Origin of the sequence: Novipirellula artificiosorum (genome assembly GCF_007860135.1) — a bacterium.
Taxonomy (GTDB): domain Bacteria; phylum Planctomycetota; class Planctomycetia; order Pirellulales; family Pirellulaceae; genus Novipirellula_A; species Novipirellula_A artificiosorum.
The window spans coordinates 238,035-264,402 of the sequence record NZ_SJPV01000012.1 but is presented as its reverse complement, the minus strand read 5'-3'; the positions used below and the strand labels follow the sequence as shown (position 1 = coordinate 264,402).

The window sequence follows — 26,368 nt, the reverse complement described above, 5'->3', positions numbered from 1 at the left end:
GACCCGCGCAAACGCACAGGACAACGGGAAAGGCTTCGCCGGGTGAAGGCCCTGGAAGGGAACGTCCAAAAGTTCGACTCTTGGACCGATACACGGTTACGGCTCGACCACCGTTGCGGCTTCGGTGTAAAAACTTTGTAGCTTCGCATCGAGCTTTTTCCTACCACGCCAAGCAATCGACTTTCGATACCAATGTTGGGCTTCGTCTCGATTGCCCTGTCGCTGATGGGCCATTGCGAGAAACAACCAGTTGGTGGGATGGTCCACACCGAGTTCCATCGACTCTTCCATCGCGGCAATGACCTCTTGCCATTGCTCCGCTCGATAGTGGGCGACACCCAGCGTATTCCAAAAGCCCGCGTTATTGGGAGCCAGTTTACACGCGTTTTGAGCGAGGGAAACGGCGGAATCGATGTCTTGATATTCACCGTTCTCGATGGGGACGGTTACAAGCAACCATGCCAACACGTTGTAGGCGTCAGCATTTCCGGGGTTAAGCTCAACGAGCTTGCGAGCAGCGTCGAGCGTTTCTGCCATCGGACCCTGAACTTGCAACGCGGCGCAGAGCCTGCGATGGGCGTCGATGTTTTGTGGATCCCGCTCAATGGCTTGGTTGTAGACGGCTATCGCCTCGGTCAGTTTCCCTTCGTTCCTCAAGGTATTGCCGAGTTTATTGTACAGGTTGACGTTCGTTGGATCGAGTTTGATGGACTGACGGTATTCGATGGCTTCAAATCACGATGGATCACACCTCGACTGTGCGCGTAAGCCATTGTCTGACATACGTGCTCAAAAATCCCCAGGAACTTACTTCGGTCCCTCGAATCGACTTATTCACCAAACTCGACCGAAACAAGCTGGGTTCGTTGTTTTTGCGATTTTCTTGTCTAATCGGAGTCGTTGCGGGAGAGAGCTTTTGTATGAACGGCAGCGTTGTCCCACTCGCGTTGTCCCCCACGCTTGCTCAAGAAGCCAAATCTCATGAATAGCCACATTAAGAAAACTTTGTTCAGCCTAGTTCCGCTCCTTATGCTGAGCTTCACAACGCTCGCCGCCGCCGAATCGCAGCCCAACGTGCTGTTCCTGGCGGTTGACGATATGAACGACTGGATCGGGTGTCTGGAAACGACGCCGCACGCCATCACACCGAACATCGATCGATTGGCGGCACGCGGCGTCAACTTTACGAACGCCCATACCGCAGGCGTGTTTTGCGCCCCCAGTCGCGCTGCGATCTTTTCTGGTCAGTACGCTTCGACGACCGGTTGCTATGAGACTCCGAACTACTTCGTGGGACACCCCGAAATCGAAGCTCTTCAAATGAGCTTCGCAAAAGGTGGCTACGCGACGTTTGGTGCGGGGAAGTTGTTTCATCATCCCGAGGGTGCGATCGACCAGCGAGGCTGGACCGAGTTTTTCCTCCGCAACCAATTCCAGCGTGAGAGCGGTTGGCCGTTGGAGTCCTGGAGTAGCGAAACGCCTGTCCCTCAACCATTTCCCGCAAGTGTTTACAACCAAGGCCAGACGTTCAAAGCGGGACTCTTTCTTGAATGGGCTGGAATCCCGAATGACAAAGAAGAAGAGATGGCCGACACGATTCGAGTCAATTGGGCGGTCAAACAACTGAAACAGAAACACGACAAACCGTTCTTTCTCGCCTGCGGTCTTTACTCGCCCCACTACCCCAACTATTGTCCACAGAAGTACTTCGATCTGTACGATCCAGCGAAGATCGAGATGCCTCCGATGAAGGAAAACGATTTGGAAGACCTACCGCCCAAGACGCGCAAGCGGACAGAGGCCCGGAAGCTTTTCCATCACGAGAAGCTCGTCAAAATGGGTGCGATGGCTGATGCGATCCACGGGTACCTTGCCTGCATCAGTTACGCCGATGCAATGCTGGGCCGCGTGCTTGACGCGTTGGAATCGAGTCCTTACGCCGACAATACCATTGTGGTGTTGTGGAGTGACCACGGATATCACCATGGCGAGAAAGGCCAATGGGGCAAGCACACGCTCTGGGAACGCACATCGAATGTGCCTTTCATTTGGGCTGGTCCAGGAATCACCGAAGGCGTCAAGACGGATGTCACGGTCAGTTTGATCGACATCTACCCAACGCTCTCTGAGATGTGTGATCTGCCGACGCCTCATCAGCCACTCGAGGGCGAGTCGCTCGCGCAGGCTCTGAGCAATCCTTCGGCAGCAACCGATCGCAATGTCTATTTGCCCTACATGACCCCAGGCGAATACGCCATCATCAATCGTGACTGGCGTTACATCCGTTATGGGGAGGACGGCGAAGAACTTTACAGCCTTCGCGAAGATCCCAATGAGTGGAATAACCTCGTGTCGGATGATCAGTATGCAGACGATAAGTATGCCGACGTGAAGGCCAATCTTAGCAGGTCTGCTCCGAAGACCTTTGCCGCGCCGGAAGAGAAACTCAATTTGCGAAAAGATCTTGTGATTGAAGGTGACACCTTCCGCTGGGAAAAGGGCAAAGGAAACTATACGCCGCAGCCGAAATACCGTCCCTACACTTCCCAATGACAGAGCATTCAAGCCAAGATAAAACCTTACACTTACAACCAGAGATTACGGTGAAAAAACTGTGCCGTCTCGCCGGATTGGCGATCACGTTAACTGCTTTCGTGTCGTCGACGCATGCCGCACAGCCAAGCATCGTCGTCGATCGCAGCACGCTTACTGGCAGCGTGATGGTGGGCTATCAAGGCTGGTTCAACTGCGAAGGCGACGGGGCGGAACTGGGCTGGACACACTGGTGCAAAACTCGGCGGAATGCCTTTGGGCCAGGGAACGTTTCGGTCGACCTTTGGCCGGACGTTTCAGAGCTTGACGAAGATGAGCGATTCAAAACGGGATTCAAGCATGCCGATGGCAGTACGGCGGAGGTGTTCAGTAGCGGCAATCGCAAAACCGTTGTGAGACATTTCCAATGGATGCGAGATTATGGAATCGATGGTGCTTTCCTGCAGCGATTTGCAAATGGATTGAGAAGCGATCCCGGCAAACGTCACAAGGACAACGTACTGAGTCACGTCCGTGAAGGTGCCCAGAAGGCCGGACGCTCTTATGCAGTGATGTACGACTTGACCGGACTGCCCGCTGGCGGAACAAAGACTGTCAGCGACGATTGGACGGCACTTCGCCGTGAGAAGCAGATCACAAAAGACGCTGCCTATCAGCGACACGCTGGCAAACCAGTCGTTGCCGTGTGGGGTGTCGGTTTCAACGATGGCATCAAGCCAAGAAGCTACTCGTTGGCAGAATGTCGAGAGCTGATTGAGTTTCTGAAAAACGATGGCTGTTCAGTCATGCTGGGAGTGCCAACCGGATGGCGAGAGCAGGAGCGAGATGCAATGGTGGATCCTGAACTGCATGGTGTCCTGAAGCTCGCCGATGTGATCAGTCCATGGACTCCGGGTCGGTATCGTGACCTGAAGGGAGTCGCGCGCCATGCTGACAAATTCTGGCAACCGGACATCCGGTGGTGCGCTGCTCAGCGACTCGATTACATGCCAGTCGTCTTCCCTGGCTTTAGTTGGCACAACTTGAAAGGCGATAAACTTGACGCGATCCCGAGGTTGAAAGGTCAGTTCCTGTGGTCGCAAATCGCTGCAGCAAAGCGGGCTGGCAGCGACATGTTGTATGTCGCGATGTTCGATGAAGTCGACGAAGGAACAGCGATCTTCAAATGCACCAACGACCCGCCCGTGGGTGAGGGTGTCTCATTCTTAACCTACGAAGGTTTGCCCAGCGATTATTACCTGAAGTTGGTCGGCAAAGCTGGAAAGCTGCTCCGTGGCGAACTGGAAAGTGAATAATGGCGTTCGATTCCCAAGATGTAGTATATTTTGCACATGAAGGATGCCACGACACTTTCACCACGGAACCCGCGGCTAGCGCCGTCGGCTCATTTCGCAGAAAGACTTCCGCCAATGCACATACTAACTCGAAAACAGGCAGCAAAAAGACACACAAACATGTTGAACCACAAACTCCTTCTTGTCGTGATCGCAGCTCTCGTGTTCGCTCCTGGCAAGCTCCTCGCTCAAAAAAAGCACAACATCGTCATGTTTTTTATCGACGATTGGGCGTGGAACGGGTCTCCGGTTCCCATGGATGACGACATGCAGAACTCACAGATGCCGGTACTGCAGATGCCCAACGTGGAGCGACTCGCTCGCGAAGGCATGAAGTTCCGCAATGCCTACGCATCGCCGCAGTGTTCGCCATCGCGAGTTTGTTTGCAGACCGGGCAGTTGTCGCCACGAAACGGATTCACCGTGTTTATGAACGACGGAAGACAGGAGTACTACAATGAGAAGCAATTCAAGGGGTTCCCGGTAATCTCCTGCGTCTCGGATATGATCCTAGACGAAGACGCGGTCACGATCCCTGAAGCGCTTACCCGATCTTGATGATGTCGCTGATCGAGAACGGAGGAAGGAGACCAATGTCTACAAGCGGTGGATGGCCAATTTACAGGCGATCAGCCCAAATGATCGGACCTTGAAAGAATATATCCTTGGATACCTGGCAGCCATCACGTACGCTGATGCTCAGATCGGCCGCGTGCTCACGGCGCTCAGCAACAGCCCGTATGCAGACAACACGAGTGTCGTCCTCTGGAGTGACCATGGTTACCACCTCGGCGAAAAGGGGCATTGGGCGAAACACGTCATGTGGGAGCGAGGATCACAGGTCCCTTTCGTTTGGGCAGGCCCTGGCATTGCCAAAGGCGCCTCTACCGACACAACCGCAAGCCTGATTGACATGTATCCAACCTTTGTGGAGCTGTGTGATCTCACCAAGGACGGCGTCAACGCCTATGTGGTCACACTGGGCGTCACCGACAATGACGGCGTCGCAGTGACCTGGTACCGATGACAGTGATCCTCAGCGATGGCGGTTAGCCAATCATCGAAACCACGGCTCTGGGGCTTTGGCCGAAAAATGAAACATACAAACGAAAGGTTGAATGAACTCCATGAAAATGATGAACAAGATGAAGGATCTCCCACAAGACCGAGATGAAACCAACGGACCGGTCCCAATCGTCGACGCTGATGACGTTATCGGATACACTGCCGATGGCAACCGAGTCGATGAATATGACATCGCCGCCACTCCGCTGGCTTTGTCCATCCTTGCTAAACGAGGTTGGAAAAACCAACTGGTTCACTTCAACTGCAACAATTGCCCCATGAACGAAAGTGAGCCGAAACCCACCGAACACAAGGCGAGCGTTGAGGGCGCTATCAGCGAATTCGGGTACGACACTAACGTCACCCGGTTCTTTGATTGTCAAGTTGATCGCCAGTGGAATGCCGCAGGGGCCAACGCCGTGGCGGTGATCAAGAGTGCAGGAAATGGAAAGATGAATTGACTCGACCGACGACGCGAGCTCTCATTTCAATCGCAAGTTACCGTTGCTGCTCGCCGGCGGTGGCTTCGGGCACGGCGAGCACAAAGCCTACTCGGCCATTGCGTTCTCCAATCGAACACTAAAGCACCAGGAATGAGCGGAAAGCCATCCAACTACGAAACCTTTGTGCGTCTGCTGATTGAGGAAGAGTCAGCCGTGAAGGCCTACGTGCGACGACTCGTACCGACTTGGCACGATGTTGAGGAAGTCGTTCAACAAACCAGTTTGATTGCATGGAAGAAGTTCGACGAACTTGACGACATCAATCGTTTTGGCGGTTGGCTGATGACGATTGCTCGATTTGAATCGCTGAAGTACCGACGTTCACTTGCCCGCAGCCCCTTGGTATTCTCGGACAAACTCGCCGAACAGTTAGCCGATGCAACAGGCAACATTGTCGCTGGCGACGCAGATCGACAGCAAGCTCTCGAAGGCTGCTTGCAAAAGCTCGACCAGGCTCGGCGCGAATTGATCCTCGCCGTGCATCAGCCGGGCGTCACCATTCGCGGGTACGCTCAACAGAATTCTCGCCCCGAACAGGCGATCTATAAGTCAGTGCATCGACTTCGGCAAAAACTATTGGTGTGTGTGAAACAAACGCTTGCAGATGCGGGGTTGTCATGAACGACTTACGATTCATGGATCTTGTCTCGAACTGGCTCGACGGTTCGCTCTGTGCAATCGAATCCGAGGAACTCCAAGCTGTGCTGGAAAGCTCCGCAGATCGACGTAGTGAATTTGTGGACCTGTGCGGTTTGGATGCAGACTTGCGATTGATGAGCGAAGTCGTGATCGGAACGCCTGTTGGTGCGGATTCACTGCGAGCACCGACGAAAGCAAAGAGCGTGCGTGCACTCGGTTCGTTTGGACTCATCGCGGCCATCGCCGCAGGTTTGTTCCTCACAATCGGCTACGAAATCGGACGCGACCGCAAAAGTGATGCGGAACAACAAATTGCCACGTCACAAGTTGCCTCCAGTGACTCGGACGAAGTCGTCGAATCAGGCTGCGCGGTGCTGTCGCGTGTTGTGGATGCGAAGTTTGCGGGAGATGTGCAGTATCACGAAGGTGACTCATTGCAACCGGGACAATTCAAGCTGCTATCGGGAGCGGTGCAAATCGACTTCTTCAGTGGTGCGACCATGCTGATCGACGAAGCAGCAGAGGTGAAGCTGATTAGCTCCTGGGAAGCAGAGTGTGCACAAGGCAAAGTCACGATGCATGTGCCTCCACTTGCGATCGGTTTCCGCCTGACCCTGCCGGGCATGAAAGTCGTGGACCTTGGGACCGAGTTCGCTGTCGAGGTCGATGGGGCCGAGTCATCGCTGCATGTTTTTGATGGCGAAGTCGAAGCTCATGTCCCGGGCTCCCAAATGCAAATCATCCGTGAAGGCAATAGTCTCAAAAAGGCCACCGACCGCGGTGTCGTTATGGGCATCTCCAAAGCAGCGGACTTTCCAAGCGTGGAGGAGTTTGAACGACGCAAGGAAGAGTACTATCAACGAAAGACAAAACAATGGCGTGCGGCGATGAACACGGTGCGTTCCGATGAACGCATCCTTGGCTGCTATCAGTTCTGGCGATGGGAAGACGAGAAGTGGGATCGACTTGTTAACAACTTTGCGATTCCAAAACTACCTTATAGCCATGGATCGGCAGTCGGCGCTCGTTGGGTCGACGGACGTTGGCCGAGCAAACCTGCGTTGGAGTTTAAGAGCCCCGGCGACCGTGTCCGCATCAATTTGGGGAAAGATCAGTATGAAGGTTTAACGATGGCGGCGTGGATTCGAGTCGATGGACTGGATCGCAAATACAATGCATTGCTGCTGTCCGATGGATACGAAGATGGAGAACCCCACTGGCAAATCGAGAAGTCGGGACGTCTGATGTTCTCGGTAAGCTACATGCGTTTCCCGCCCCCGAACGGACAGCAATTCGATCCCTATCGCCAAGACCAGGTTTACTCTTCTCCGCAAGTTGTCAACACCGATGGAAGACGCTGGCATCATGTCGCGGTAACGTTCGATGCGACGACCGGCGAAGCGGTCCAGTACTTCGATGGCAAAGCAGTCAGTCGCGAGGTCAGCGAACATCATCTCGGTAATCGCAAGGTGACATTCGGCCCGTGTGCGATCGGTAACTGGGGCATGCCAATCGAGGGCGTGCCGTTTCCGGTTAGAAATCTGAACGGACGTGTGGATGAGTTCTTGATCTACAAAGAGCCACTGTCCGGTGATGAGATTTCAAACTTGTATGAACTAGGAATTCCGAACTGATGACAACGACACCTCGAGAACCCAACCATGCTTAAGAGACTCGTGGCGAAGAATCTGTCAGCTTCACGATCCGTGAAGGCACGACTCGGCATCTGGGAAGGCAAGTCCGAAGGCCTGGTGCTCGATTCGAAGTGAAACGAACCTGGCGTCGGCAATTTCGTCGGCAATCTTCCCGCAACCGTTCTCAACGGAACGGCGACAAACTCTGATCGCTCAATCGCAGACATGGTAGTCGATCTAGCCGCTCGCTAAATGCTCGTCATTTTGTGCAGCGTTCATCAAGCCCGGTGATCGGATTGGCAACCCTTTGGTATCCTATCCATCGTTCATGTTGGGCGTACTTCACCGGAGGACGGCATGAGTCGTTTACAAATGGAAAATCAAACTGCCACGCCCGCGCATGGCGAGCGTTCTGCAAAGTGGAAACCAATATGAGCACAATCATTTCTCCAATTGTGCGAGATACGAAGGTCGCTGAGAACGAGACGTTCTACTCAACTCCCAATCGATAGGGTGAAGTTGCTTCATCGCATTTCAACAGTCAATGCCGAATTGCTCGAACGACGCACCAGAATCAACAGACCGAGTACGGGTGCATGAGCTTCTTGTCGCAGGATAACTTCATTGCTGGCTTCTAGTTCGTAACCGCTGGCCTGCAGCAACTTGAGCACATGGCCGGGGCTGTGCGAGTACCTTCCATTCGGGTTCAGCCGGAACGGTTCTCCGGCCGCGGGATGCGATTCCAGCGAGAACAGCAAGCGTCCGTCCGTCTTAAGAGCTGCATGAGCTGCCAGCAACACGGGCAATAAGTCACCGAAATAGTTGAGTGTATCCGCCGCGATGATCAGGTCGTACTGGGACAACCGTTCGGCCAAGAACTCGCCCAATTCAGCTTTGACCAAATGGTCATAAATCAGCTTCTCCTTGGCCTGTTCGATCATCCGGGAAGAAAGATCCACACCATCCAAACACCGAGCCCAAGGACGTAGGATGACACCGCACAATCCAGTGCCGCAGCCAGCGTCCAGGACTGTCAAGTTTTGTGACCGGTCTTGATAGACCCTCGATAGAAGTTCACCGATCCTTTCCGGCAAATGGTACTCTAACTCGGCAAGATGTTGGTCAAACGTCGCGGCGAACTCGTCAAACACGGATTGGACGTAACCGTCGGAGGCTCGCGATGGAACCTGCATACCTTTCATCGCAGCAGCCATGTGAGCTGCAACCGGGTTGTCCGGGTCGCATTGAATCCAATGTTGGAAAGCTTGTTCGAGGTCCATGTCCCGCCCATCCTGTCGCAGTACCGCGCACAGGGCTTGGTGAGCATCTGGCATTTCCGGGCGCAAGCGGATCGCATCTTCGAACATCGCCGCCGCCTGCTTCAAGTCACCTTGGTCTCTGAACAACAGGCCCAAATGGAAGTAAGTCTTTGCGTCGTTCGGTTGCGACCGAATCGCTTGCTGAAAAACCTCTCGAGCTTCCTCGCTGCGTCCCAATTCCTTCAAGACAAGGCCCAGGTTTTTGCAGGCCATGTCGCTATGGGGATTGATCTCAACCGCTCTGCGGTACGCCGCGCACGCCTCGTCCGGACGACCGAGTTCCTGCAAGACATTTCCCAGGTCGTTGAATGCCTCGTCGGAAGCTGAATCCAATCGCGTCGCCAGAGTGAGCAGTTCAAGGGCGAAGTCCAGATTTCCCAATTCCACAGCGGTTCGACCACGCAGGTGAGCGAGGATCGCACTCGGCCGTCCCAACTCGAACAGACGCGAGTAAATCAGTTCGGCCTCCGCGATCTTACCTCGGCAATGCAAGCCAAACGCACGCTCCAACTCAGTCTGCGGATCCGGTGGACGTTCCCTCCGTTTAAGACGTCGCTTAGGTAGCTTCTTTCGGGACATCGGTGACTCCTAAATAAAGGCAGTGCAAACTCCGAACGACGTGATTCGTCCGTGCAAGCCAATTCTGAACTCTCCGATCCCTGTACACAACTCAGTTGAAGCAGGTTCTTTGTTTCGTGGATGACCGAAAGTTGTTGGGCTGCATGAGATTGCGGACGAAACAGGGTTTTCGGTCGGGCGAAGCGGTCAGAACTCAACCGTCATAATTCTATCTCTCGGTTCACAGCTTTATGTTAACCCGTTGCGTTCGGTTTCGTGACAAAATTGTCGGCTAACACAAACGGAGAACTTGGCTCTCCACCGGAGCAGATTAACGGTAAGTTGATCTTTACTTCATCGTGTTTATTCACCTGGGATCACGGCAAGTTTGGATCTCGCCGAGTACCGAGAATCCGACGGCTGAGATACGTCCATAAATAATACTTGAAAGACCACTTTTCGTTGTGTCTAATGCTCGGCTGAATACGTTTACCCTACACCGTCCGGAACATACGAACTCGGATTAACCACCAAGGACACACAGCATGTCACCTATCACTCGAAAAGTCTCACTCCTTGTTCTAGGCATCACGCTTATATTTGGCAACTCTTCCCGACTTCTGGCGGACCACCATGAAGACCCCATCGTTGAAGTACGTGTTTACAAAGTGGCGGAGGGAAAGATGGACGAATGGGTGCGTTTCTTTCACGACAAACTGGTCGAGCCGCAGGAAAAGGCCGGTATCAAGATCCTCAGTGCCTACCGAACTTTGGAAGACGAGAACCTGTTTGTATGGAGCCGTCAGTTTTCGAGTAAGGCCAACATGCCGGAAGAACGGGCTGCTTTCTATCAAAGCGACCAATGGAAGAAGGTCCTTAACCCAGAACTGAAGCAAAAGGGACTTATCGAAAAAGTCGAGATCGTCTACACGGTGACACCAAGCAAATAGCAATCCGGTGGCCAACCTGTCGAGCTGAAGTCTCCGTCCAACGAATGGGTGGATTTCCTGTCATGAGGTTTCAGAATGTTGGTGCCCTTGGTGTCGGTGTTGTTGTAGCCGATTGTTCTCTTCCTCGAGCAATTTCAATCGTTTGGCTTCTTCGCTCTTCATGCCGCCGTACTGGCTTTGCCAGCGACCGAGCGTCGCTTCGCTGATGTCCTCTTTTAGATTGTAGAGTTCGATCGAGTCGTCGTCATAGAACTAAATCAGCTTAAAGTCACCGGATCGAACCGCGCTTCCCAGTCGATTCCCTTTATGAAATGCGTAATTGGGATAGTGGAAATAGATCGACTCACGTTCCAATTTCGATTCGTCCTTGAGCATCGGCAACAAAGAGACCCCATCCGGAGTGTTGGAGGGGTCAGTCTTTAGGTTTGCGACTTCAAGAATCGTTGCATGAATGTCCATGATGATCACGGGCGTTGAGGTTCTGGTCGAAGGCATCACACGACCGGGCCATCGAACGATCATGGGAACTCGGATTCCGCCTTCATACAGGTAGCACTTCTCCGCCCGCAACGGCTTGACATTGGCCGCAAACGGTCCGTTATCCGAGGTGAAGATTACCAGCGTATTATCATTCAAGCCCTGTTCTTCAATTGCCTTCAATAGCTTCCCGATCGATTCATCCATTCCCTCGATCATCGCAGCGTAAGTCGGTGATTCTCCCGTCATTAGCGCCGCTCGTGTCGGCGTGCAAACAGGCGCTGCCGAATAGGCATCCGTAAACAGCAAACCCTGCTCTGCGAGCCGATCAATACTGGGCGTATCAAGTTTGTCGTTGCCGTAGCAATGAAGGTCCTTCCAGCCGAGATCATCCGCCATGATCAAAACGACGTTCGGCGTTTTTTCTTCAGTTCTTGATTCCTGACCGTACGCAACCGAGAAGACACTCAGCGCAGCTACCGTTGCAATGAAGAAATAGGATTTAGGATTGGTCATCATCATCATTCGCTTTTCCGTGGGGCCATCTCGATTACTGTGAAGCAGGCTTCGCCGTTCATTTTGGAGTTTTGTCTGCGGTCTTACTGACTGCATAAAGGAACTCTTTTCGTTCTCCCGAGTCCGTGGACGCGTGCCGGAGGAGCAATTTGCCATCGGCGTAGATGGGTGACGCGAACGAATTGTCGCCCAGACGATTGTTCGCCAGTTCCTTGAAGCCATCGGGTGTCGCTCGAAAGACCAATGTCTCGCCGCGTTCGTTAGACGCGTAGATGCGGTCACCAACCAGCAATGGCGAAGCACTGTGGGGCCCGTTGATACGCTTTCGCCACATTTGCTCTCCATCCGATGCTCGCCAGCAATAGCCGATACCGTTGTTCGCAATTCCATACACGTAGTCACCGACGACAAGCATCGACTGTTCGTAGCACTTGACCATGTTCTGCCAAACGACCTCTGCGCTGTTGTGAGACACCTTGATTCCAAAGGTGCCTGCGTCGGGAAAGCCACCACTGGCAAACACCATGGAGTCCTTCCAGACGATCGTCCCACAAGTGACATCGCTGGTGGCCGGAACCGTCCAAAGTGGTTTCCCATTGGTCGGGTCGTAGGCCGAAACTTCGGAACCGCCACTGATCAGAATCTGGGGTCGACCGTCAACCGTTGCCAGAATCGGTGACGAGTAACTGGCGGCCTTTGGACGCGGGGTCTTCCAAGCTTGTTTACCGCTATCTTTTGCCAACGCGTACAGCCCACTCTGGTCATTGTCCATATCGACAGCGACCACCAGGGAGTCTTTAAGTAACAGAGGCGACGCACCGTAGCCAAACCAAAAATTGCTGCTCTTGCGATACGGAGCAACGGTTTCCTGCCACAGGATTTTTCCGTCGAGTGAAACCGCGCTGGCCTGTACCGAGTCATTAACCTGAACAGCAACGAAGACCGCATTGCCGTCACTCGAGGGTGTTCCCGGAGCAGACGTATTCTTCTTATGCATATACTCGGGTGTTTCGACACCCTCGTGAAGAATCACACGACCGAGCTGCTTGCCATCGTCAAGGTTGTATCGCAACAACGAGATTGTCTTTGTGGCGGGTTCATGTGTGAGCACGAAGATACTCTTGTGAACAACGATGGGGCTCGCATGGCACCTCCCAGGCACCGGACTGCGCCACAGGACGTTGCTGGACTCGGACCAAGTGAGTGGAATCGCCTTATTGGCTGATTCCGGCGTGTGATTGTCCATGGTTGGACCACGCCAACCTCGCCAGTCTTCGGCGACCAGTACGGAAGAAATCGTGACGGTCAGCAACATCGCGAGGAGAGTGCGGAGCATGAAATGGTAGCCTAATCGAATGTTGTGTCGGGGAATTCTTACAGCGTGCGTACGCTCGACGCTTGAGCGGGGTACAAAAAGAGCTTTGCTACTTTGCCACTCTAATTATCCCTGGATTTGCAAGGCATTTGATCGCAAGATGGCGAACGTTGTCCACCCACTTCTGTCACTGCTTGCGTCGCTGACGCGCACGCGAACTGGCCCAGCAAATTCGCTAGCTGAAGGCGGAGAACGAGATTCTGCGTTCCAAGTTACCCGGTCGCGTCAAGCTGGACAATCGTGAAAGGCCGCTTCCCTGTGCACAACTCCATTGCGGCGGCTTCTCTGTTTTGGGAAATCTGGCAGAGCCTTTGCCGGCGAACGCTCGCCACCGAGTTGTTTGATTATGGCTGTTTGAACGTCCTTGATTTCAAAAACAAGCGGGGCAACTCTAGTGGACCGTCAGCATGAAAGTTTAGGGTAGTGGATTTCGCCAGAAATCAGTAACTCAAATGTTCTTAAGGACTTCTGGCGAAGTCCACTACGTCCCAACTCGCAATTATTACATTGACGGCCCACTAGTTGGCTACCGCTACGGGGACATTCATTTCTTCCAGCAAGTGGTTGGCTCCGTAAGCGATGCCGGTAATCCACAGCACATAACGGATGTCGACGCCGATCGAACGACTATAGCTTTCGTCCCAAGCAAAATCATTAATGGTCGCCTCAAAGCAGCGATCGAAATTGACCCCCACCAATTCTCCTCTAGCGTTAAAAATCGGGCTGCCCGAATTGCCGCCGGTGGTGTCGGTGTTGTACAGGATTGCGACGGGTACATCGCCGAGCTGTTCGTTCTTGAACGGCCCAAAGTCCTGTTGGGCGTATTTGGTCAACACGGCTTCGGGTGTGATGAATGGCGAAACACCAGTTGTCTTGTGGATCACGCCGCTCAGCGTCGTGATTGGCAATTTGACGACCGCGTCTTCGGGCGAGTAGCGACGGACGTAGCCGCAGGTAAAGCGGAGCGTCGCGTTGGCATCGGGCACAAAATCGGCCGACAAGTACTGTTGTTTGACATCGACGAGCGAACCGTAGAGTTCGCTTAGCTTGCCCTCTCGAACTTTATCCTGGCGTCGAATCTCGTCGAACAGCGGATGGAGTTTGACGATAAAGCTTAACATGGGATCGTCGGTTTGCTGCAGCTGTTCTGGCGTCGAATCGAGCAACGATTGCACGAACTGGCGATCATTCAAACGACTCTGCTGGGTCAGGCGAGTGGCCAGCGCCAACAGGTCCGTTTGGTCGGCCAACGATTCCGCTAACGCCGGGATTTGTTGATTCGCGTTGATGGCCTTCAGTCGTTCGAGCAGGCCAGCCAAGATGATTGCTTCGGTCGGTTGATGGATATCTTGCAGCGAAGTCAGCAAGGTCTGCGTCGATTGCTGCCAATTGCGATCCATGTACTCGCTTTCGCGTTCCAGGTCCGGCTTGGTTCGCTCGACTGCTGCGTCGAAAAGAAAGTAAGCGACCGCACCCATCCGGCTGCCCGAGCGGAGTTGGCTGAGCAGAATCTCTCGTGTCGCTGCTTGTTCGATTTCATCGTAAACCGACGCGATCTCGCTCAGTAGATGTCCATACGTCTGTTTTCGCTGAGCGTCCTGCTCGATGTACGTTTGCAGCTTCGTTTCCTCGGCTGCCCGTGTGGCCGCGATGTCGGCCCGCAAAAGGCCTTGCAGCTGCCCGCGAGAACGTTTTTCCGTGTTGGCTAGGGAGCGAATACGCGATGCGTGTTGAATTTCGACACCACGGTCCTGTCTGCCGGCTTCGGTCATCACATCAATCTGCCAGTTGTAAAGTTCAACGATGGTCGGCAGTCGCGTATTCTGTTCGTAGTTCAGAAACGCAGCCGTCTTGTGCCGCGCGGTACGACCCGGGTAGCCGAGCAGGAACACGGCGTCGTTTTCCTCCACGCCTTCGGCCGAGACTTGAATCGATCGCTTGGGGCGATAAGGTACATTTTCCAGCGAGTACGTCGCACTGCTGCCGTCGGGCGCCGTATAAGCTCGCATAAACGAAAAGTCGCCCGTGTGTCGGGGCCACATCCAGTTGTCGTCTTCGCCGCCGAAGTTGCCAATCGATTGTGGCGGCGCGAAGACAAGTCGAATGTCCTTCAGATACGTGTATAGAAAGAGCACGTACGTCTTGCCGACGAACATCTCCGCCACCTCGGCTCGTAGCTTCGGCTCTTCGGCCTCGGCTGCCGCTTCCAATTCCTTGCAGCGTTTTTCGATGGCCTGCGTGCGCTGCAAGAAGTCCATGTTGGCCGTCACCACGCGCAACACCTCGCCGGACACATCGCGGTAGTCTTCGGTTACGCGGACCGTGTAGTCGGGTGCCGGGATTTCTTCGTCTCGCGAGTCCGCTCGAAAACCGTCTTCTAAGTAGTCATGTTCGGCGGTGCTCGCCTTCTGGATCGCACCGTAGGCGCAATGATGATTGGTGATAATCAAGCCCTCAGGCGATACAAACGAGCCGGTGCAGCCGTTCACGCGGCAAACGCCGTCCACCAAGCTAATCGAATTTGGATTGAACAGTTCCGCGGCCGTTAATTCGATACCGCGCCCTTTCAAGTCGAGTCGCTGCAGCTCGCTCATCGGATACATGCCTTCTTCGCCGAGAGTGATGTTGCACAGCAGGCACACCGCCAAGAGCGTCAGAACCCCATTGCGGCGACAACGTTTGTGGACGAATTTGAGAGCGGATTCGCTGTGCGTTCGCTGCACTTGCCGTTGTCCGTTCGGGGCGGTCGATTGGTCGTGTTTGGCGAAGCTTTTTAATGTGCGAGACATGATGCAAGCTGTTTTGAGAGCTGGGAGGAAATAGATTGACTGTGAGAAAAACGACTGTCGTATGATAACTGATGGTGCGACGCCGTCATCGCCATCGATTGTTGGATCGAAAGCTCGCAAATGATCGCCGTGCTGATGCCACGGCCGGTCAAAAGGCTCGGCCGACCAGTCGAGACCGAGAAAACCGGCTTCAAGCAACCGACATCCGTTGATCTCAGCTAACCTGGAGCGCCCGGCGTATACTGGCGGTGGCAGTAGAGCGATGAGCAGCCAAATAGTGCGTCGACGCAATCGCGACCGACGCGAGCATGTGGATTGGAAGACAAAGATGGGTCTTGATGCAGTTGAAATCGTGATGGAAGTCGAGGAGTCATTTGAGATTACGATCCCTGAGGACCGAGCGGTTAATGTACGAACCGTTGGTGACCTTTACGCAATCGTTCTCGATTTGACGAAAGACATCACTCGCGATCACAGCGTTTGCGTGACAGCAGCGACCTTCCATTTGCTGCGTCGGCATTTGATTCCCCACGTCACTGATGCACAAAGCATTCGCCCATCGTGGAGAATCGCCGACACGTTGCCGCTGAGAGGACGCCAGCGATTGTGGGCGAGACTTGGGCACGAATTGGATCTTAGAATGCCGCCACTCCAAAGGCCGTATTGGATGACGCTGACATCGATTCTGCTTACCGCAACGGCGGCCTGGTTCTGTTACGCCACATTCGCCGCCGACAATGCATCGGGCCTTGGTGCTTTCCTCGGATTATTGACGATTGTTTTTGTGGGTTTGGTTCTCGCAGCCGTTACAAAACCCTTCCAGCTATTTCCTGCCAAAACCTACACTGACTACCGAAGACCCGTCACCCAAATCGTTGCTCTCAATTACGCAAAGATCTCTGAGCAACACAACTCGTGGAACGCGACCGACATTTGGAATGTGCTGCAAGTGATCATCGTCGAGCAACTTGGCGTCAAGAAAGAAGCGGTCACGCCCACCGCCAACTTCGTCTATGATTTGGGAATGAATTGATACTCCGTTTCGTCAGAGAGATTGATCAACGAGTTCCTCCAGCCGGCACGACAACTTGATTCCCGCAATCATGATTCTGCTTTTCATTGTCCTGTTTCCACTGATGTGGTGCGGCATATCTTTGCTGATCGCGTTTTTGAGCGGTTGGTCGCGTCTCGCTGAAAGATACCGACACGATGCAAGAATAGAGTGCAAGTTTTTCTATTGTCAATCTGGAAAGATCGGAGGAGTGGATTTCAATTCGTGCCTTACTCTGGGCGTCTCGGAGCGTGGCTTGCTGATGTCAGTGCTTTTACCGTTTCGCGCCGGTCATCCGCCCCTACCGATTCCATGGTCGGACTTTCACGACGTTCAGGAGAAGCGAACGCCTATTTTTGGCTTCCGTAGCATGACCGCTAGACTTGGCATCGCTTCGATGCTACTCGAGGAGCTTATTCGTCGAGCAGAAGAACTCAACATCGATTGCATTACGACTGAAGCCAGCATTACCGCCAAACCATTCTTCATCGCTTAGCGAGGTAGTCAAACAACACTACTGCCAAGAAAGCCAAGAAATGTTACCCACAATTCAATCCCGTCTGACCATCGCCGTCCTTTTCCTTTCCGGATTCGTAATTCAAAGTGCTGCCCAGGCGTTTGATCTTGACGTTACCGAGTTTGAGAACGAACTTGGCCCCATCGCGATGGTGACTTTGGATGAGTCACACGACCTGGTTCGGATCAACGAAGATGCCAACGGTGACATCGACATCGAAATCTTCATGTTCAATCCGAGCATTTTTGACGAAGTCCCCAACACGCTTGATTGGAATCTGCTCGAGATGTTGGCGAGCACGCATGAGACGTTTGAAATTGACGGAGAGGACGTGAATGCGATCGGCATCGCCTGTCTTGGCGGTGACGACATTGTGCTGACGGATCCAAGCCTGCCAATGACACTCATGTTAAGTGGCGGAGGCGGAGACGATACTCTCAACGGCGGAAGTCAAAATGACATTCTTCAAGGAAACGCTGGACTCGATGTCCTCCGCGGTCGCGGCGGAAACGATCGTCTAAACGGAGGATATGATGGCGAGCGGGACGTCTTATACGGCGACAGCGGCAACGATGACTTCATCCAATATCACAGGATCATTCGACAGCTAACCCGGTTTTCCCGCTTCGGAGGTTCACCGATCTCTACCACGTCTTCGGAAGACATGATTGCCGACTATCAAAGCTGGAACGATGAAATCATCAACCTGAACCGCAAGTGATTGCGCATTCATTGAAGAATCGACAAATGCATACCGGAATGTTTTCGTTTCGCCTCGACCATTCTGGCTCAGTTCACACCGCTGTAACGCCGATGGGCCGACATGAGCATCCAGCAGGATACCGGCGAAGGAACGCCAAGAACGCTGAAATTGTTTCCCTGAGAGATTCGGAGCGGTTCTTGGGTGGCTGGTCAGACGACGAACTGCATGGCGGCAAAGGCGACGACTTTATCGCCGGTCGCAGCGGTGACGACGACCTGTTTGGTGGCAGCGGTTCCGACTATCTCTATGGCGGCACTGAAAATGACTACTTAAAAGCTGGAACCGGCGAATACGAATGGGTCATCGCCGGGCAATCCGGCGCCGACATCTTCGCCAACCCAGGGATGGTGTCCTCGTGGTCACGGAACCTGATTCCGATTCAACGCGACGTGTACTATGACGACTTCAATCCTCAATTCGACGTCGAAGTGCTTTTCTGGACACCGCAGGCCTTTACGTCGATCATTTCCACACCCTTCATGTCCACACGTCCATAGTCAGCTTGGATTGAAATACGAATTCAAGAAACGTCAGGGCGGAATCTCGAGCGTGTTGGATTGCCAACGGACGAATACGGGTCAAGAACAACGAAAGCCCAAACCGTGAACCCTCCCCCTCGCTTCGCCCCCCCGAAGGGGGAGAGGTTGTTTGGTGCACTCAGGCCGCGAGGAACGTAAGAAGAAGAAGAAGTAGAAGTGGCGCGAGTTTCCAGCTTGCGTTACCGATATCGCTAGCTGAAAGCGAACGCCACTTCTCAGATACCAAAGTTGTTTTTCGAACGTCCCGAAAAACTCAATCCTCGGCGTACACCACTCACTTGTACCAGGTACCGCCAGCTTACACCGATTGAGTAAAAAACAGACTGCGCACATTGGAGTCGTAGGCTTTAGCCGATTCAACAAGGGTCCAGCACGCAATCGGCTAATGCCTACCACTCCAACGAAAAATCCGTCGTAGGATCGAAAGACGACATGTACCTCATGTTATCCTTTAGAGTAAGGCAGTGTGACGATGCTGAGTCATTGCATTCTCTGCTACGTTTGTTTGTGTGAGAGGACATGAACGCAACGCCGTCGTCAATCTATCATGAAACCCGATTACGGAGCCAAATCTTGATAAAGATGCCATCGATCCTGTTATTCTCAATCGTGGGCTTAGCGGCCGTTTGCTGGGGACAGCATGCAAGTTCTGATGTTTTTTCAGTCATCAAAGAACGTGTCGTTGCGGAACTGCTGAAGAGTCGTATCGATGACAGGCAGGTGGAAGACATCGTCGCGATGATGCAGGAGGACGGTAGCTTTCAGGGCATTGACTATGCCGACTTAACAAGAGTTGGCGGCTTCCCTCACCGGCACCACACATACAACCTAGTGCATCTTGCGAAAGCCTACCACAACAAAGCATCAGTACATTTCCACAGCGAAAAGCTGAAGGAAGAGATCACCAGAGGCGTCAGGCACTGGGTAGAGAAAGACTATGTGGGCGACAATTGGCACGACAACCAAATCACGACGCCGTCGAACCTGGTTAATCTGATGCTGTTAATCGGAGACGACTTGCCAGAAGATCTGGTCACTCGATGCCAACCGATGATCAACAGAGCCCATATGGGAGCGTCAGGTGCCCGCCCCAGTGGTGATCGCATCGTGATCGCAGGGATCGTTGCCAAGAACGCGTTGTTCCTTCGCGACAACGAAAACTTTGAAGAGATCATTCGGATTATCGAGGGCGAAGTAAAATTCAGCACGGGCGAACGAGGCATGCAACATGACTACAGTTTTCATCACCGCACAGACCGGGTGAACAACACAACTTCGTATGGTTATGGAAAGTATGCCAACGTCTTCGGCGAGTGGTCCTATTACGTGGCCGGTACGAAGTACGCTTTTTCCAAGCAGAAGATTGACCACTTAGTGAATTACTACTTAGACGGCGTTTACAAGCAGTTGGTCTATGGCGTCTACACCGACGTGAGCGTGAAAAATCGAAGCATCACGCACGAGGCTACATTTGAACCGCAAGGGATCCCTGAGATCGAACGTTTGCTGCTCAGCACAGACTATCGCAAGGATGAACTGGAAGAGATCATTCAGCTAAGAAGGGGGCAAGCGAAACCGACAAAATCGTTCAGTAAGTTTTTTTGGCAGACGGAACACTTCGTAGTTCAGCGACCGGATTTCTATACCACCGTGCGGATGTTCTCCACGCGTAACAGAAACATGGAGATACCGTACAACGGACCTGGCAAACCGACTCATCATCGCGCCGATGGTACCAACTATGTGATGCTCAATGGCGACGAGTACCACAACATCTGGCCCGTTTACGACTGGCAGAAGATTTCGGGCACAACGATTCTGCAGAAACCGAAGCTGCATCCTCCCAATATAATCCAGAAAGCCGGTCTGACCGATTTTGTCGGCGCCGCAACCGATGGATTTTACGGAGCCGTTGGCTTCGATTTCATCAGCCCCCATGACAAAGTGGCCGCTAGGAAAGCATGGTTTTTCTTCGAAGATGACTACGTTTGCCTGGGGGCAGGAATTCGCTCTGATTCCGAGCTTCTGGTTGTCACCACGATCAATCAAGCGTTGCTTCGTGGCGATGTTGCTGTGATGTGTGCTGGAGAACAATCGGTCCTGCCGGCAGGTGATCGCAAACTGGATGCGGTGAAGTGGGTGCATCACGACCGTATCGGTTACTTGCTTCCGAAACCGACGACTTTGCGAATTTCCAATCAGACGGAAGAAGGCCGCTGGTCGGATATCACGGACCAGACGTTCGTCTCCGATGAACTCGTTCAAAAGGATGTCTTCAAGCTCTATTTCGATCATGGACGGCGACCAAGCAGCGAATCGTACGCTTACATTGTAGTACCGAGTATCAGCGATGAAGAACTTGCCACTAGCAGCACAGACAATCGTGGCATCGAAATCCTGGCAAACAGCAAGGCTATCCAAGCCGTAAGGAACACGAAACTTGGAATTTGCCAATTTGTGTTCTACAGTGCCGGCAAGTTAGAGTTCGCATCGGACCAGGACGTCAAAATAGATAGCCCTGGGATCATTTTACTTACCTATCAGGGCGATCGCATTTCGAACGTGACCGTGGCTGATCCCTTGCGGAAACTCCCCAAGATCAATGTTGAAATCCCCGGCATCTATGGTGTTTCTGACGAAGGATGCTCGGCTTCACCAGACGACAACTCAACGGTTCTCGAAATCGACCTGCCTCTGGGAGTTAATGCCGGCAAAAGCGTGACCATCGAATTGCATGCCAGTGATCGTTGATTCGCGTACACTGATGCCTTTTGCAACGAAATTGCCCGAGTCACAATTTCAAGCCACGCAGACGAATTCGCGATTAGGAGCCTGTTCGCGCGACGGACGTAATGCCGAAATCACAGGCGACGGCTGAACAGCCACGGCCGTGTGAAACTACTCGATCCAGCTGCGCAGTCCATCCATGAACATTCGCAACATCTTCTCCGCGTGCTCTTGTTTGTACAGCGACGGATCGCAGCGGAGGCTGACGGTAAGTTTGCGTTTGTAAGTCGTAATGGCGATGGTGGCGCGAGTGTGCTTTCGTAGAGGTGGGCAACCGTAACAGGCATCCAACTCCAAGTTGCCAGCGATCAAGGCACCCTTCTTGCGTGGAATTCGACAAGTGTAGCGCCGCGTCGGGTCACCGACGTTCGTCAAAACGATCGTTCCCAATCTGGCACGCAACTTGGTCGCTAAGGGAAGCACCCAACGCGTGCTCGCGGCACGACTGACCGCTTCGATGAACTCGGTCCCGAGTGCCTTGTTCTTGATTTTGGCCGTTTCTTCACGCACGCTTTTGAGCAGCGTTATCCGATCATTGCACTGATCCGGTTTACGGATCAGGAACGTGTAGCTCGTCATATTCACCGCTGGCATCAAATCATCCCCCCGACCCCGGAGATTGGTCGGCAACACAATTCGAAACGCACGTTTGTGACTGCGTGGCTTGCTTTGGAGGTTCCAGTCGCAAAATAGCTTAAATGATTCCGCCGACAGAATGTCGTTTACCGTGGCACCAAACTGAATCGCAACATCACGCAGCTTCTTATGCTCGTCGCAAGACAAGGTCTCTTCGAACACCCGCAAGTATGGAATCGACGACTGCGGAGCTGAATCGTCTGGCTTCGGGATCCCCAAGGGTTGGCTGCGCGCCAACAATGCGGTTTTGATTCCGTACTTGATTGATCCCCAAGCAGTCCGGGAATGAGTGTTTTCCAAGTTCGCGTAGCGTTGACGGTAACCGCGATTCTTCAACAGGGATGGATCAAGTTCCCCAAGTTGTGCCGTTCCAGGGCCGTTAACTTCGTTAGCGTAGATCGCGAATAGATCGCCGATGAAGATGTGCGCGCCGACACCGTCAACCGAAACGTGGTTGAAGTAGAAGGTGACTTCCACTTGTTCCTCGCCTTGATCAACCCACACTCGCACACCTGCCTCTTTGGAATCATCAAATTCAGGCCGGCATTGAATGGTCTCGCCATCGCGAAGCCAAACGACTTCTACCTCCAAGTCCTTTTTGTGAATCCAACTCAATCGATCCTTTTTGCCTTTGCCCACAACGCATTGGAGGATCCGATGTCGGTCCATTGATCCTTTCAATGCCGTTAGAAATTCTTGTTTCTTAAGCTGGCCGGTGAAACGCATCACAACGACAAATGCCATCGGGTAGTCGGCGTGGCTATCGGCGCGAAGAAATGTCTCGAACGGACAAAGATACAGCGGAAGCAGGCGTCCACGATTGTAAAGGTCCTCCATCGTCGGCGTTGCTGCGGACGACGAAGCTGTTTCTGGTTCGATGTCAGAGTCAGCTATCATGTGGCATTCCATCAGGGGGAGCAGCCTAGCATAGTTAAAGAACTGGGGGACGATCCGCAAAACAACGTTTTTTCTTGGATTCCAAGGGACAGGGCCGGAGTAATCCAACCGGTATTTCAGTCCCAATGGAGAGCGGACCCAGTGACACCGCCTCCCTTTCATTTGCTTCCAGTGTCATACTCAAGTAGCTCGCGCCACCTATTCCCCCTCGACAGTCGGCTGAGCGACTTCAACTGTGGAGCGAACTGAGTCCACTGGGAATCGGCAGATGTGAATCGACGGGCCCCTAACTCACTCCTTTTTTCTTGCTTCACATGAATGCATCCTGCAAAATCTCCCTGATTGCCGTAAGTTGCTTCTGGTTCAGCGCGGCCCACGGCCAGGACGCCGATTGCAACTCGTAAGGTAATCGCTCTCGAAACGGCTACGGGCGTTGCTGTATGTGTTCGACCGCGTCACGGGTGAACCACTTTGGCCTATCGAAGAGCGACCGGTTCCTCAATCCGATTTGGTCGGCGAGCAGGCTTGGCCGACACAGCCGATCCCTACCAAGCCACCGCTGCTTTGCCGCAGTGAAAACGGGCTGCTGTTGATCGCCACCATTGTGCTGCGGGATTAGGGAATGAATGAGTAGGAGGCATCCGGTTTGCTCGTGATTCAGGGGTTCCTTCGAGAAAGGCTTTCCTTTGCTCTCCCCTGAACTCAGTCTCCCCGTACACGACGCTCAGCGTACCAATACTCTGCAACGCCGATTGTCCCTGGACTTGCCGAACTTTTAATCGCACGATGGCGAACGTTGCCCACCCACTTCCCTCGGTGAGGTAGTCCTTTGCGAGCTTGAGAGACTCCAGGTCCATTCCCTCCGGCTCCTCTTTATTATACACTTCACGCTCTGCCAGCACCTCGGAGAATTCGGTCCTTAGCCCGCCTCGTTGTGTTGCAGCAAATTGGAAATTCCAATTATCACTCCAGAACGTTCCTTGGAACCGACATACTTCTTCAGACTCATTGAGGTGCATCACTCATGGCTTCGTCAATTCTCGCGGACAAACTGCACGAGTACCCAAAACAAGATGTAATCGACGGAACCGGCGGAGGATCGGCTTCGATCCTTGATGACTGCCTTAACAGTCACGACGGGGTGTTGCAACTATTGCACCGTTACGCCGGCAGAACATTTTGTACGCCAGGGAAACGCCTTCGCCTTGATGAGCAATCGTACTATCCGGACTACATGAACGGTACGGGGCTCGATGAAGTCTGGATGTGCTGCACGGTTCCTATCGTGACGGGTGTCGTTGATACACGCACGAAGAAGGCACCGTTTCGCGAAGGTGAATCGCACGTCCTCACTCCGAATGGGCAAGTCATCTCGCTGCAGGATTTGATCGTCGCCAATCCGGAAGTTGTCATGGGTGAGAAGATGACGGCCTTTTCGAAATCGCTGTTCGGCGAGCCGACTTGGCCGATTGTGTCAAAGAAGTTCGATAATCTGAATCCGATTCCACACCATCTACACTGGTCAAAGTGGGAAGTCTATGACATCAATTCTTTCGACAATCCCGGAGTCAGTCCGTCGCATTATCACACCACGGCAATGGGGTTGTACCCGTTCGTGACGAAGGACCAGTTTCTTGCCTGCATGAAGCGTTTCGGCCAGGGCGAGTATAACGGGGTTCGGCATTTGTCGCCGCACGTAATGATGCAACTCGATAACGGCTTTGTGATGCCGAATGGTGTGCTGCATTCGCCGACGGACCTTTGCACGCACGAGCTGCATGTCACGATGGATGAACACTTCCTGGCCGAGGACCTCACGCTTGACGGGCGTATCGGAGCAGCGGATGCGTTCTACGCCTGCAGGGAAGAGGACTATCCGAAGGACCGGCACGAAGACTGGGATTACCTGGTTGAAAAGTTCGACTTCGAAGCGAATCAGGACCCGGAATTCGTCCTGAAGAATTCGCGTCCGGCAATCACCGCCGAAGAATTCGCAGGCGACGGCGTAGACGCAAAGTGGATCGTCTACGGTGATTTCCTCGGCGACCAGAAGTGCTCAATTCTCCGTCTCACCTTGGAGCCTGGCGGCAGGACGACTTTCTGCCCGGAGAGTCCCGCGCTGTTCCACACGAATGGCGGAAGCGGCCGTGTTGGAAAGCTCGCAGTGCGATATCACCAGGATATGGTTCTCGGCGAGATCTATTCCGAGATCGGATTCATCACTCAGGCCGCACTTGCCAGTGGCGGTGTGGAAATCGAGAACACGGGAACTGAATCGCTCGTGTTGACCTTCGACTTCCCGCAGCACGCGCATTCCCGAACACCCGGTGTTGCCGTTACGAAGTAGTCGCTCGATGTCGGTAATCCGCTTACACGACTGCCTCATTGGTCATATTGACCGAGGCAGTTTGACCCTCCCCGAACCCTGCTGTTTGTCAAAACATTATGGACTTTTTGTTCGAGTTCTCGGCGCGGAGGGCGGATCTCGGGAAAACTGCGGGCAGCCGTGCTCGACTTGACCGTCAGTCGGATTGTAGGTAGATCTTACTTCCGTCAAGCAATCGAATCAAAGTCGCATCCATGTGCCAGAGTTCTTTCGGCGACACAGCGCGGATTCCAATCTTCGGCTTTGGCGGATGCACATGTTTTCGTGGACGACGCCAATTGTACTGGCGCATGAGCCGGTACCAAACGCTGGTTGATGCATAGACCTTGCCCAATCGTTGGGCCAATCGAGACAGTGTACTTGTTGGAACGTCTCGGTAGTCGTCCGACGTTGCCATATTTCGGCTGGTTGCGATTTCCGTTGAAGAGGTTTGTGTCGGGTGGCTTTTGGGACACGATGAATAATCGGTCAGCTCGCAAGGCATCCGATTTCGCCATGCATGATAACGGGATGACGAAAGCCCGATGGTTTGGAGAATTCGTGTCAGTGGAATCGCTTTGCTGGATCGATCAATTGCACGCAGAAGCCGCGACTTGTTCATTCCATCAGGCAGTCTTTGTCGCTCAAACGAAAACGCGGTTAGTTTGAACAGGATCAATGCCACTCGCAACCAAGCTCGTAGAACTTCGTTTTGTCGTTTCAAGCTGGCGATTTCGGATGTTTGGCCATCGGTTTCCGAAGGCTGGACGTGTGAAACGACTGGTCCACAGTTATGGTGGCGCCAGCCATGAATGGTCGAACGGGGAACGCCCAGTTTCTTGGCTGTAAGCAGGTCTCCCGTATCGTGGATGTAATGGCGCAGTCGATGGTCATAAGACCGTTGTTGTCGTTTTGCAAGTACGTGATTCCAGGCGATAATAAGCCTATCATCGATCCGATCGAGCAGTGGTTGTATTTTTTCCGTGAGGCGGCAAACCAAACCGCCGAGCAACTGGCCCGCCGGTTGCCAGGTGCCGTGTTCACCGAAGCCGTAGGAGTGTTAGAAATGATCGCCAAGAACCCAGAAGAACGCCAAGTCTA

Annotated in this window: 23 protein-coding genes and 1 pseudogene; 16 read left to right on the top strand and 8 right to left on the bottom strand. The window is 53.3% G+C overall.

Annotated features, from left to right (window positions below; all coding sequences use genetic code 11):
• Positions 1 to 96 precede the first annotated feature (96 nt).
• Positions 97 to 681: a tetratricopeptide repeat protein gene (locus Poly41_RS26540; RefSeq protein ID WP_231615965.1), complete on the bottom strand. Its 585-nt coding sequence runs from the start codon at positions 679 to 681 to the stop codon at positions 97 to 99.
• A gap of 348 nt (positions 682 to 1,029) precedes the next feature.
• Between Poly41_RS26540 and Poly41_RS26530 the strand changes: the two genes are divergently transcribed.
• From Poly41_RS26530 to Poly41_RS26500, 7 genes are all read left to right on the top strand, one after another.
• Positions 1,030 to 2,553, top strand: coding sequence for a sulfatase (locus tag Poly41_RS26530; protein ID WP_146530420.1), 1,524 nt, complete (start codon positions 1,030 to 1,032; stop codon positions 2,551 to 2,553).
• 50 nt (positions 2,554 to 2,603) lie between these two features.
• Entirely contained in the window at positions 2,604 to 3,848 is a 1,245-nt protein-coding gene (locus Poly41_RS26525) for a glycoside hydrolase family 71/99-like protein (RefSeq protein WP_146530379.1), read from the top strand.
• Between the two features lie 159 nt (positions 3,849 to 4,007).
• Positions 4,008 to 4,445 (top strand): sulfatase-like hydrolase/transferase, encoded by a 438-nt coding sequence (locus Poly41_RS26520; protein WP_146530378.1) that lies wholly within the window; start codon positions 4,008 to 4,010, stop codon positions 4,443 to 4,445.
• Positions 4,446 to 4,497: 52 nt separating this feature from the next.
• Positions 4,498 to 4,914 carry a sulfatase-like hydrolase/transferase gene (locus tag Poly41_RS26515; RefSeq protein WP_146530377.1) on the top strand — a complete coding sequence of 139 codons (417 nt, stop codon included), beginning with the start codon at positions 4,498 to 4,500 and terminating at the stop codon, positions 4,912 to 4,914.
• Positions 4,915 to 5,005: 91 nt separating this feature from the next.
• A complete protein-coding gene (locus Poly41_RS26510; protein WP_146530376.1) occupies positions 5,006 to 5,413 on the top strand; it encodes a hypothetical protein in 408 nt (135 codons plus the stop codon).
• A 132-nt stretch (positions 5,414 to 5,545) separates the two neighbouring features.
• Positions 5,546 to 6,076, top strand: coding sequence for a sigma-70 family RNA polymerase sigma factor (locus Poly41_RS26505; protein WP_146530375.1), 531 nt, complete (start codon positions 5,546 to 5,548; stop codon positions 6,074 to 6,076).
• Positions 6,073 to 7,728, top strand: a complete 1,656-nt coding sequence (locus tag Poly41_RS26500; protein WP_146530374.1) for a LamG-like jellyroll fold domain-containing protein — start codon at positions 6,073 to 6,075, stop codon at positions 7,726 to 7,728. Before Poly41_RS26505 ends, Poly41_RS26500 begins: the two co-directional genes overlap by 4 nt.
• A gap of 524 nt (positions 7,729 to 8,252) precedes the next feature.
• Here Poly41_RS26500 and Poly41_RS26495 read toward each other — a convergent pair.
• A complete protein-coding gene (locus tag Poly41_RS26495) occupies positions 8,253 to 9,626 on the bottom strand; it encodes a tetratricopeptide repeat protein (RefSeq protein ID WP_146530373.1) in 1,374 nt (457 codons plus the stop codon).
• A 524-nt stretch (positions 9,627 to 10,150) separates the two neighbouring features.
• On the opposite strand from Poly41_RS26495, the gene Poly41_RS26490 reads away from it, so the two are divergent.
• Positions 10,151 to 10,555, top strand: a complete 405-nt coding sequence (locus Poly41_RS26490) for an NIPSNAP family protein (protein WP_146530372.1) — start codon at positions 10,151 to 10,153, stop codon at positions 10,553 to 10,555.
• Positions 10,556 to 10,654: 99 nt separating this feature from the next.
• Here Poly41_RS26490 and Poly41_RS26485 read toward each other — a convergent pair.
• The 4 genes and pseudogenes from Poly41_RS26485 to Poly41_RS26470 all read right to left on the bottom strand — a co-directional run.
• Positions 10,655 to 10,765: pseudogene (locus Poly41_RS26485) on the bottom strand (transposase); the annotation flags it as partial.
• Positions 10,766 to 10,807: 42 nt separating this feature from the next.
• Positions 10,808 to 11,557 (bottom strand): sulfatase-like hydrolase/transferase, encoded by a 750-nt coding sequence (locus Poly41_RS26480; protein ID WP_231615958.1) that lies wholly within the window; start codon positions 11,555 to 11,557, stop codon positions 10,808 to 10,810.
• 49 nt (positions 11,558 to 11,606) lie between these two features.
• Positions 11,607 to 12,884, bottom strand: coding sequence for an outer membrane protein assembly factor BamB family protein (locus Poly41_RS26475; protein ID WP_146530371.1), 1,278 nt, complete (start codon positions 12,882 to 12,884; stop codon positions 11,607 to 11,609).
• 557 nt (positions 12,885 to 13,441) lie between these two features.
• Entirely contained in the window at positions 13,442 to 15,712 is a 2,271-nt protein-coding gene (locus Poly41_RS26470) for a S46 family peptidase (protein ID WP_146530370.1), read from the bottom strand.
• A 262-nt stretch (positions 15,713 to 15,974) separates the two neighbouring features.
• On the opposite strand from Poly41_RS26470, the gene Poly41_RS26465 reads away from it, so the two are divergent.
• The 5 genes from Poly41_RS26465 (at position 15,975) to Poly41_RS26445 (ending at position 21,333) form a co-directional block, all read left to right on the top strand.
• Entirely contained in the window at positions 15,975 to 16,745 is a 771-nt protein-coding gene (locus Poly41_RS26465) for an acyl carrier protein (RefSeq protein WP_146530369.1), read from the top strand.
• A gap of 70 nt (positions 16,746 to 16,815) precedes the next feature.
• Positions 16,816 to 17,259 carry a GNAT family protein gene (locus tag Poly41_RS26460; RefSeq protein ID WP_146530368.1) on the top strand — a complete coding sequence of 148 codons (444 nt, stop codon included), beginning with the start codon at positions 16,816 to 16,818 and terminating at the stop codon, positions 17,257 to 17,259.
• 40 nt (positions 17,260 to 17,299) lie between these two features.
• Positions 17,300 to 18,001 (top strand): calcium-binding protein, encoded by a 702-nt coding sequence (locus Poly41_RS26455; RefSeq protein ID WP_146530367.1) that lies wholly within the window; start codon positions 17,300 to 17,302, stop codon positions 17,999 to 18,001.
• 92 nt (positions 18,002 to 18,093) lie between these two features.
• A complete protein-coding gene (locus Poly41_RS26450; RefSeq protein ID WP_146530366.1) occupies positions 18,094 to 18,540 on the top strand; it encodes a calcium-binding protein in 447 nt (148 codons plus the stop codon).
• Between the two features lie 624 nt (positions 18,541 to 19,164).
• Complete coding sequence (locus Poly41_RS26445; RefSeq protein WP_146530418.1) at positions 19,165 to 21,333, top strand: polysaccharide lyase family 8 super-sandwich domain-containing protein; 2,169 nt, start codon at positions 19,165 to 19,167, stop codon at positions 21,331 to 21,333.
• A 147-nt stretch (positions 21,334 to 21,480) separates the two neighbouring features.
• Here the strand turns inward: Poly41_RS26445 and Poly41_RS26440 are convergent, their stop codons facing one another.
• A complete protein-coding gene (locus Poly41_RS26440; protein WP_197231653.1) occupies positions 21,481 to 22,902 on the bottom strand; it encodes a hypothetical protein in 1,422 nt (473 codons plus the stop codon).
• Positions 22,903 to 23,344: 442 nt separating this feature from the next.
• Here Poly41_RS26440 and Poly41_RS26435 point away from each other — a divergent pair, with 442 nt between their 5' ends.
• Entirely contained in the window at positions 23,345 to 23,521 is a 177-nt protein-coding gene (locus tag Poly41_RS26435) for a hypothetical protein (protein WP_456237826.1), read from the top strand.
• Positions 23,522 to 23,926: 405 nt separating this feature from the next.
• Positions 23,927 to 25,249: a hypothetical protein gene (locus tag Poly41_RS26430; RefSeq protein ID WP_146530363.1), complete on the top strand. Its 1,323-nt coding sequence runs from the start codon at positions 23,927 to 23,929 to the stop codon at positions 25,247 to 25,249.
• A gap of 175 nt (positions 25,250 to 25,424) precedes the next feature.
• Here Poly41_RS26430 and Poly41_RS26425 read toward each other — a convergent pair whose 3' ends face one another.
• Positions 25,425 to 25,991, bottom strand: coding sequence for a hypothetical protein (locus Poly41_RS26425; protein ID WP_146530362.1), 567 nt, complete (start codon positions 25,989 to 25,991; stop codon positions 25,425 to 25,427).
• Between the two features lie 84 nt (positions 25,992 to 26,075).
• Here Poly41_RS26425 and Poly41_RS34400 point away from each other — a divergent pair.
• The coding region (locus Poly41_RS34400; RefSeq protein ID WP_197231652.1) for a hypothetical protein at positions 26,076 to 26,368 on the top strand (293 nt) is incomplete at its 3' end.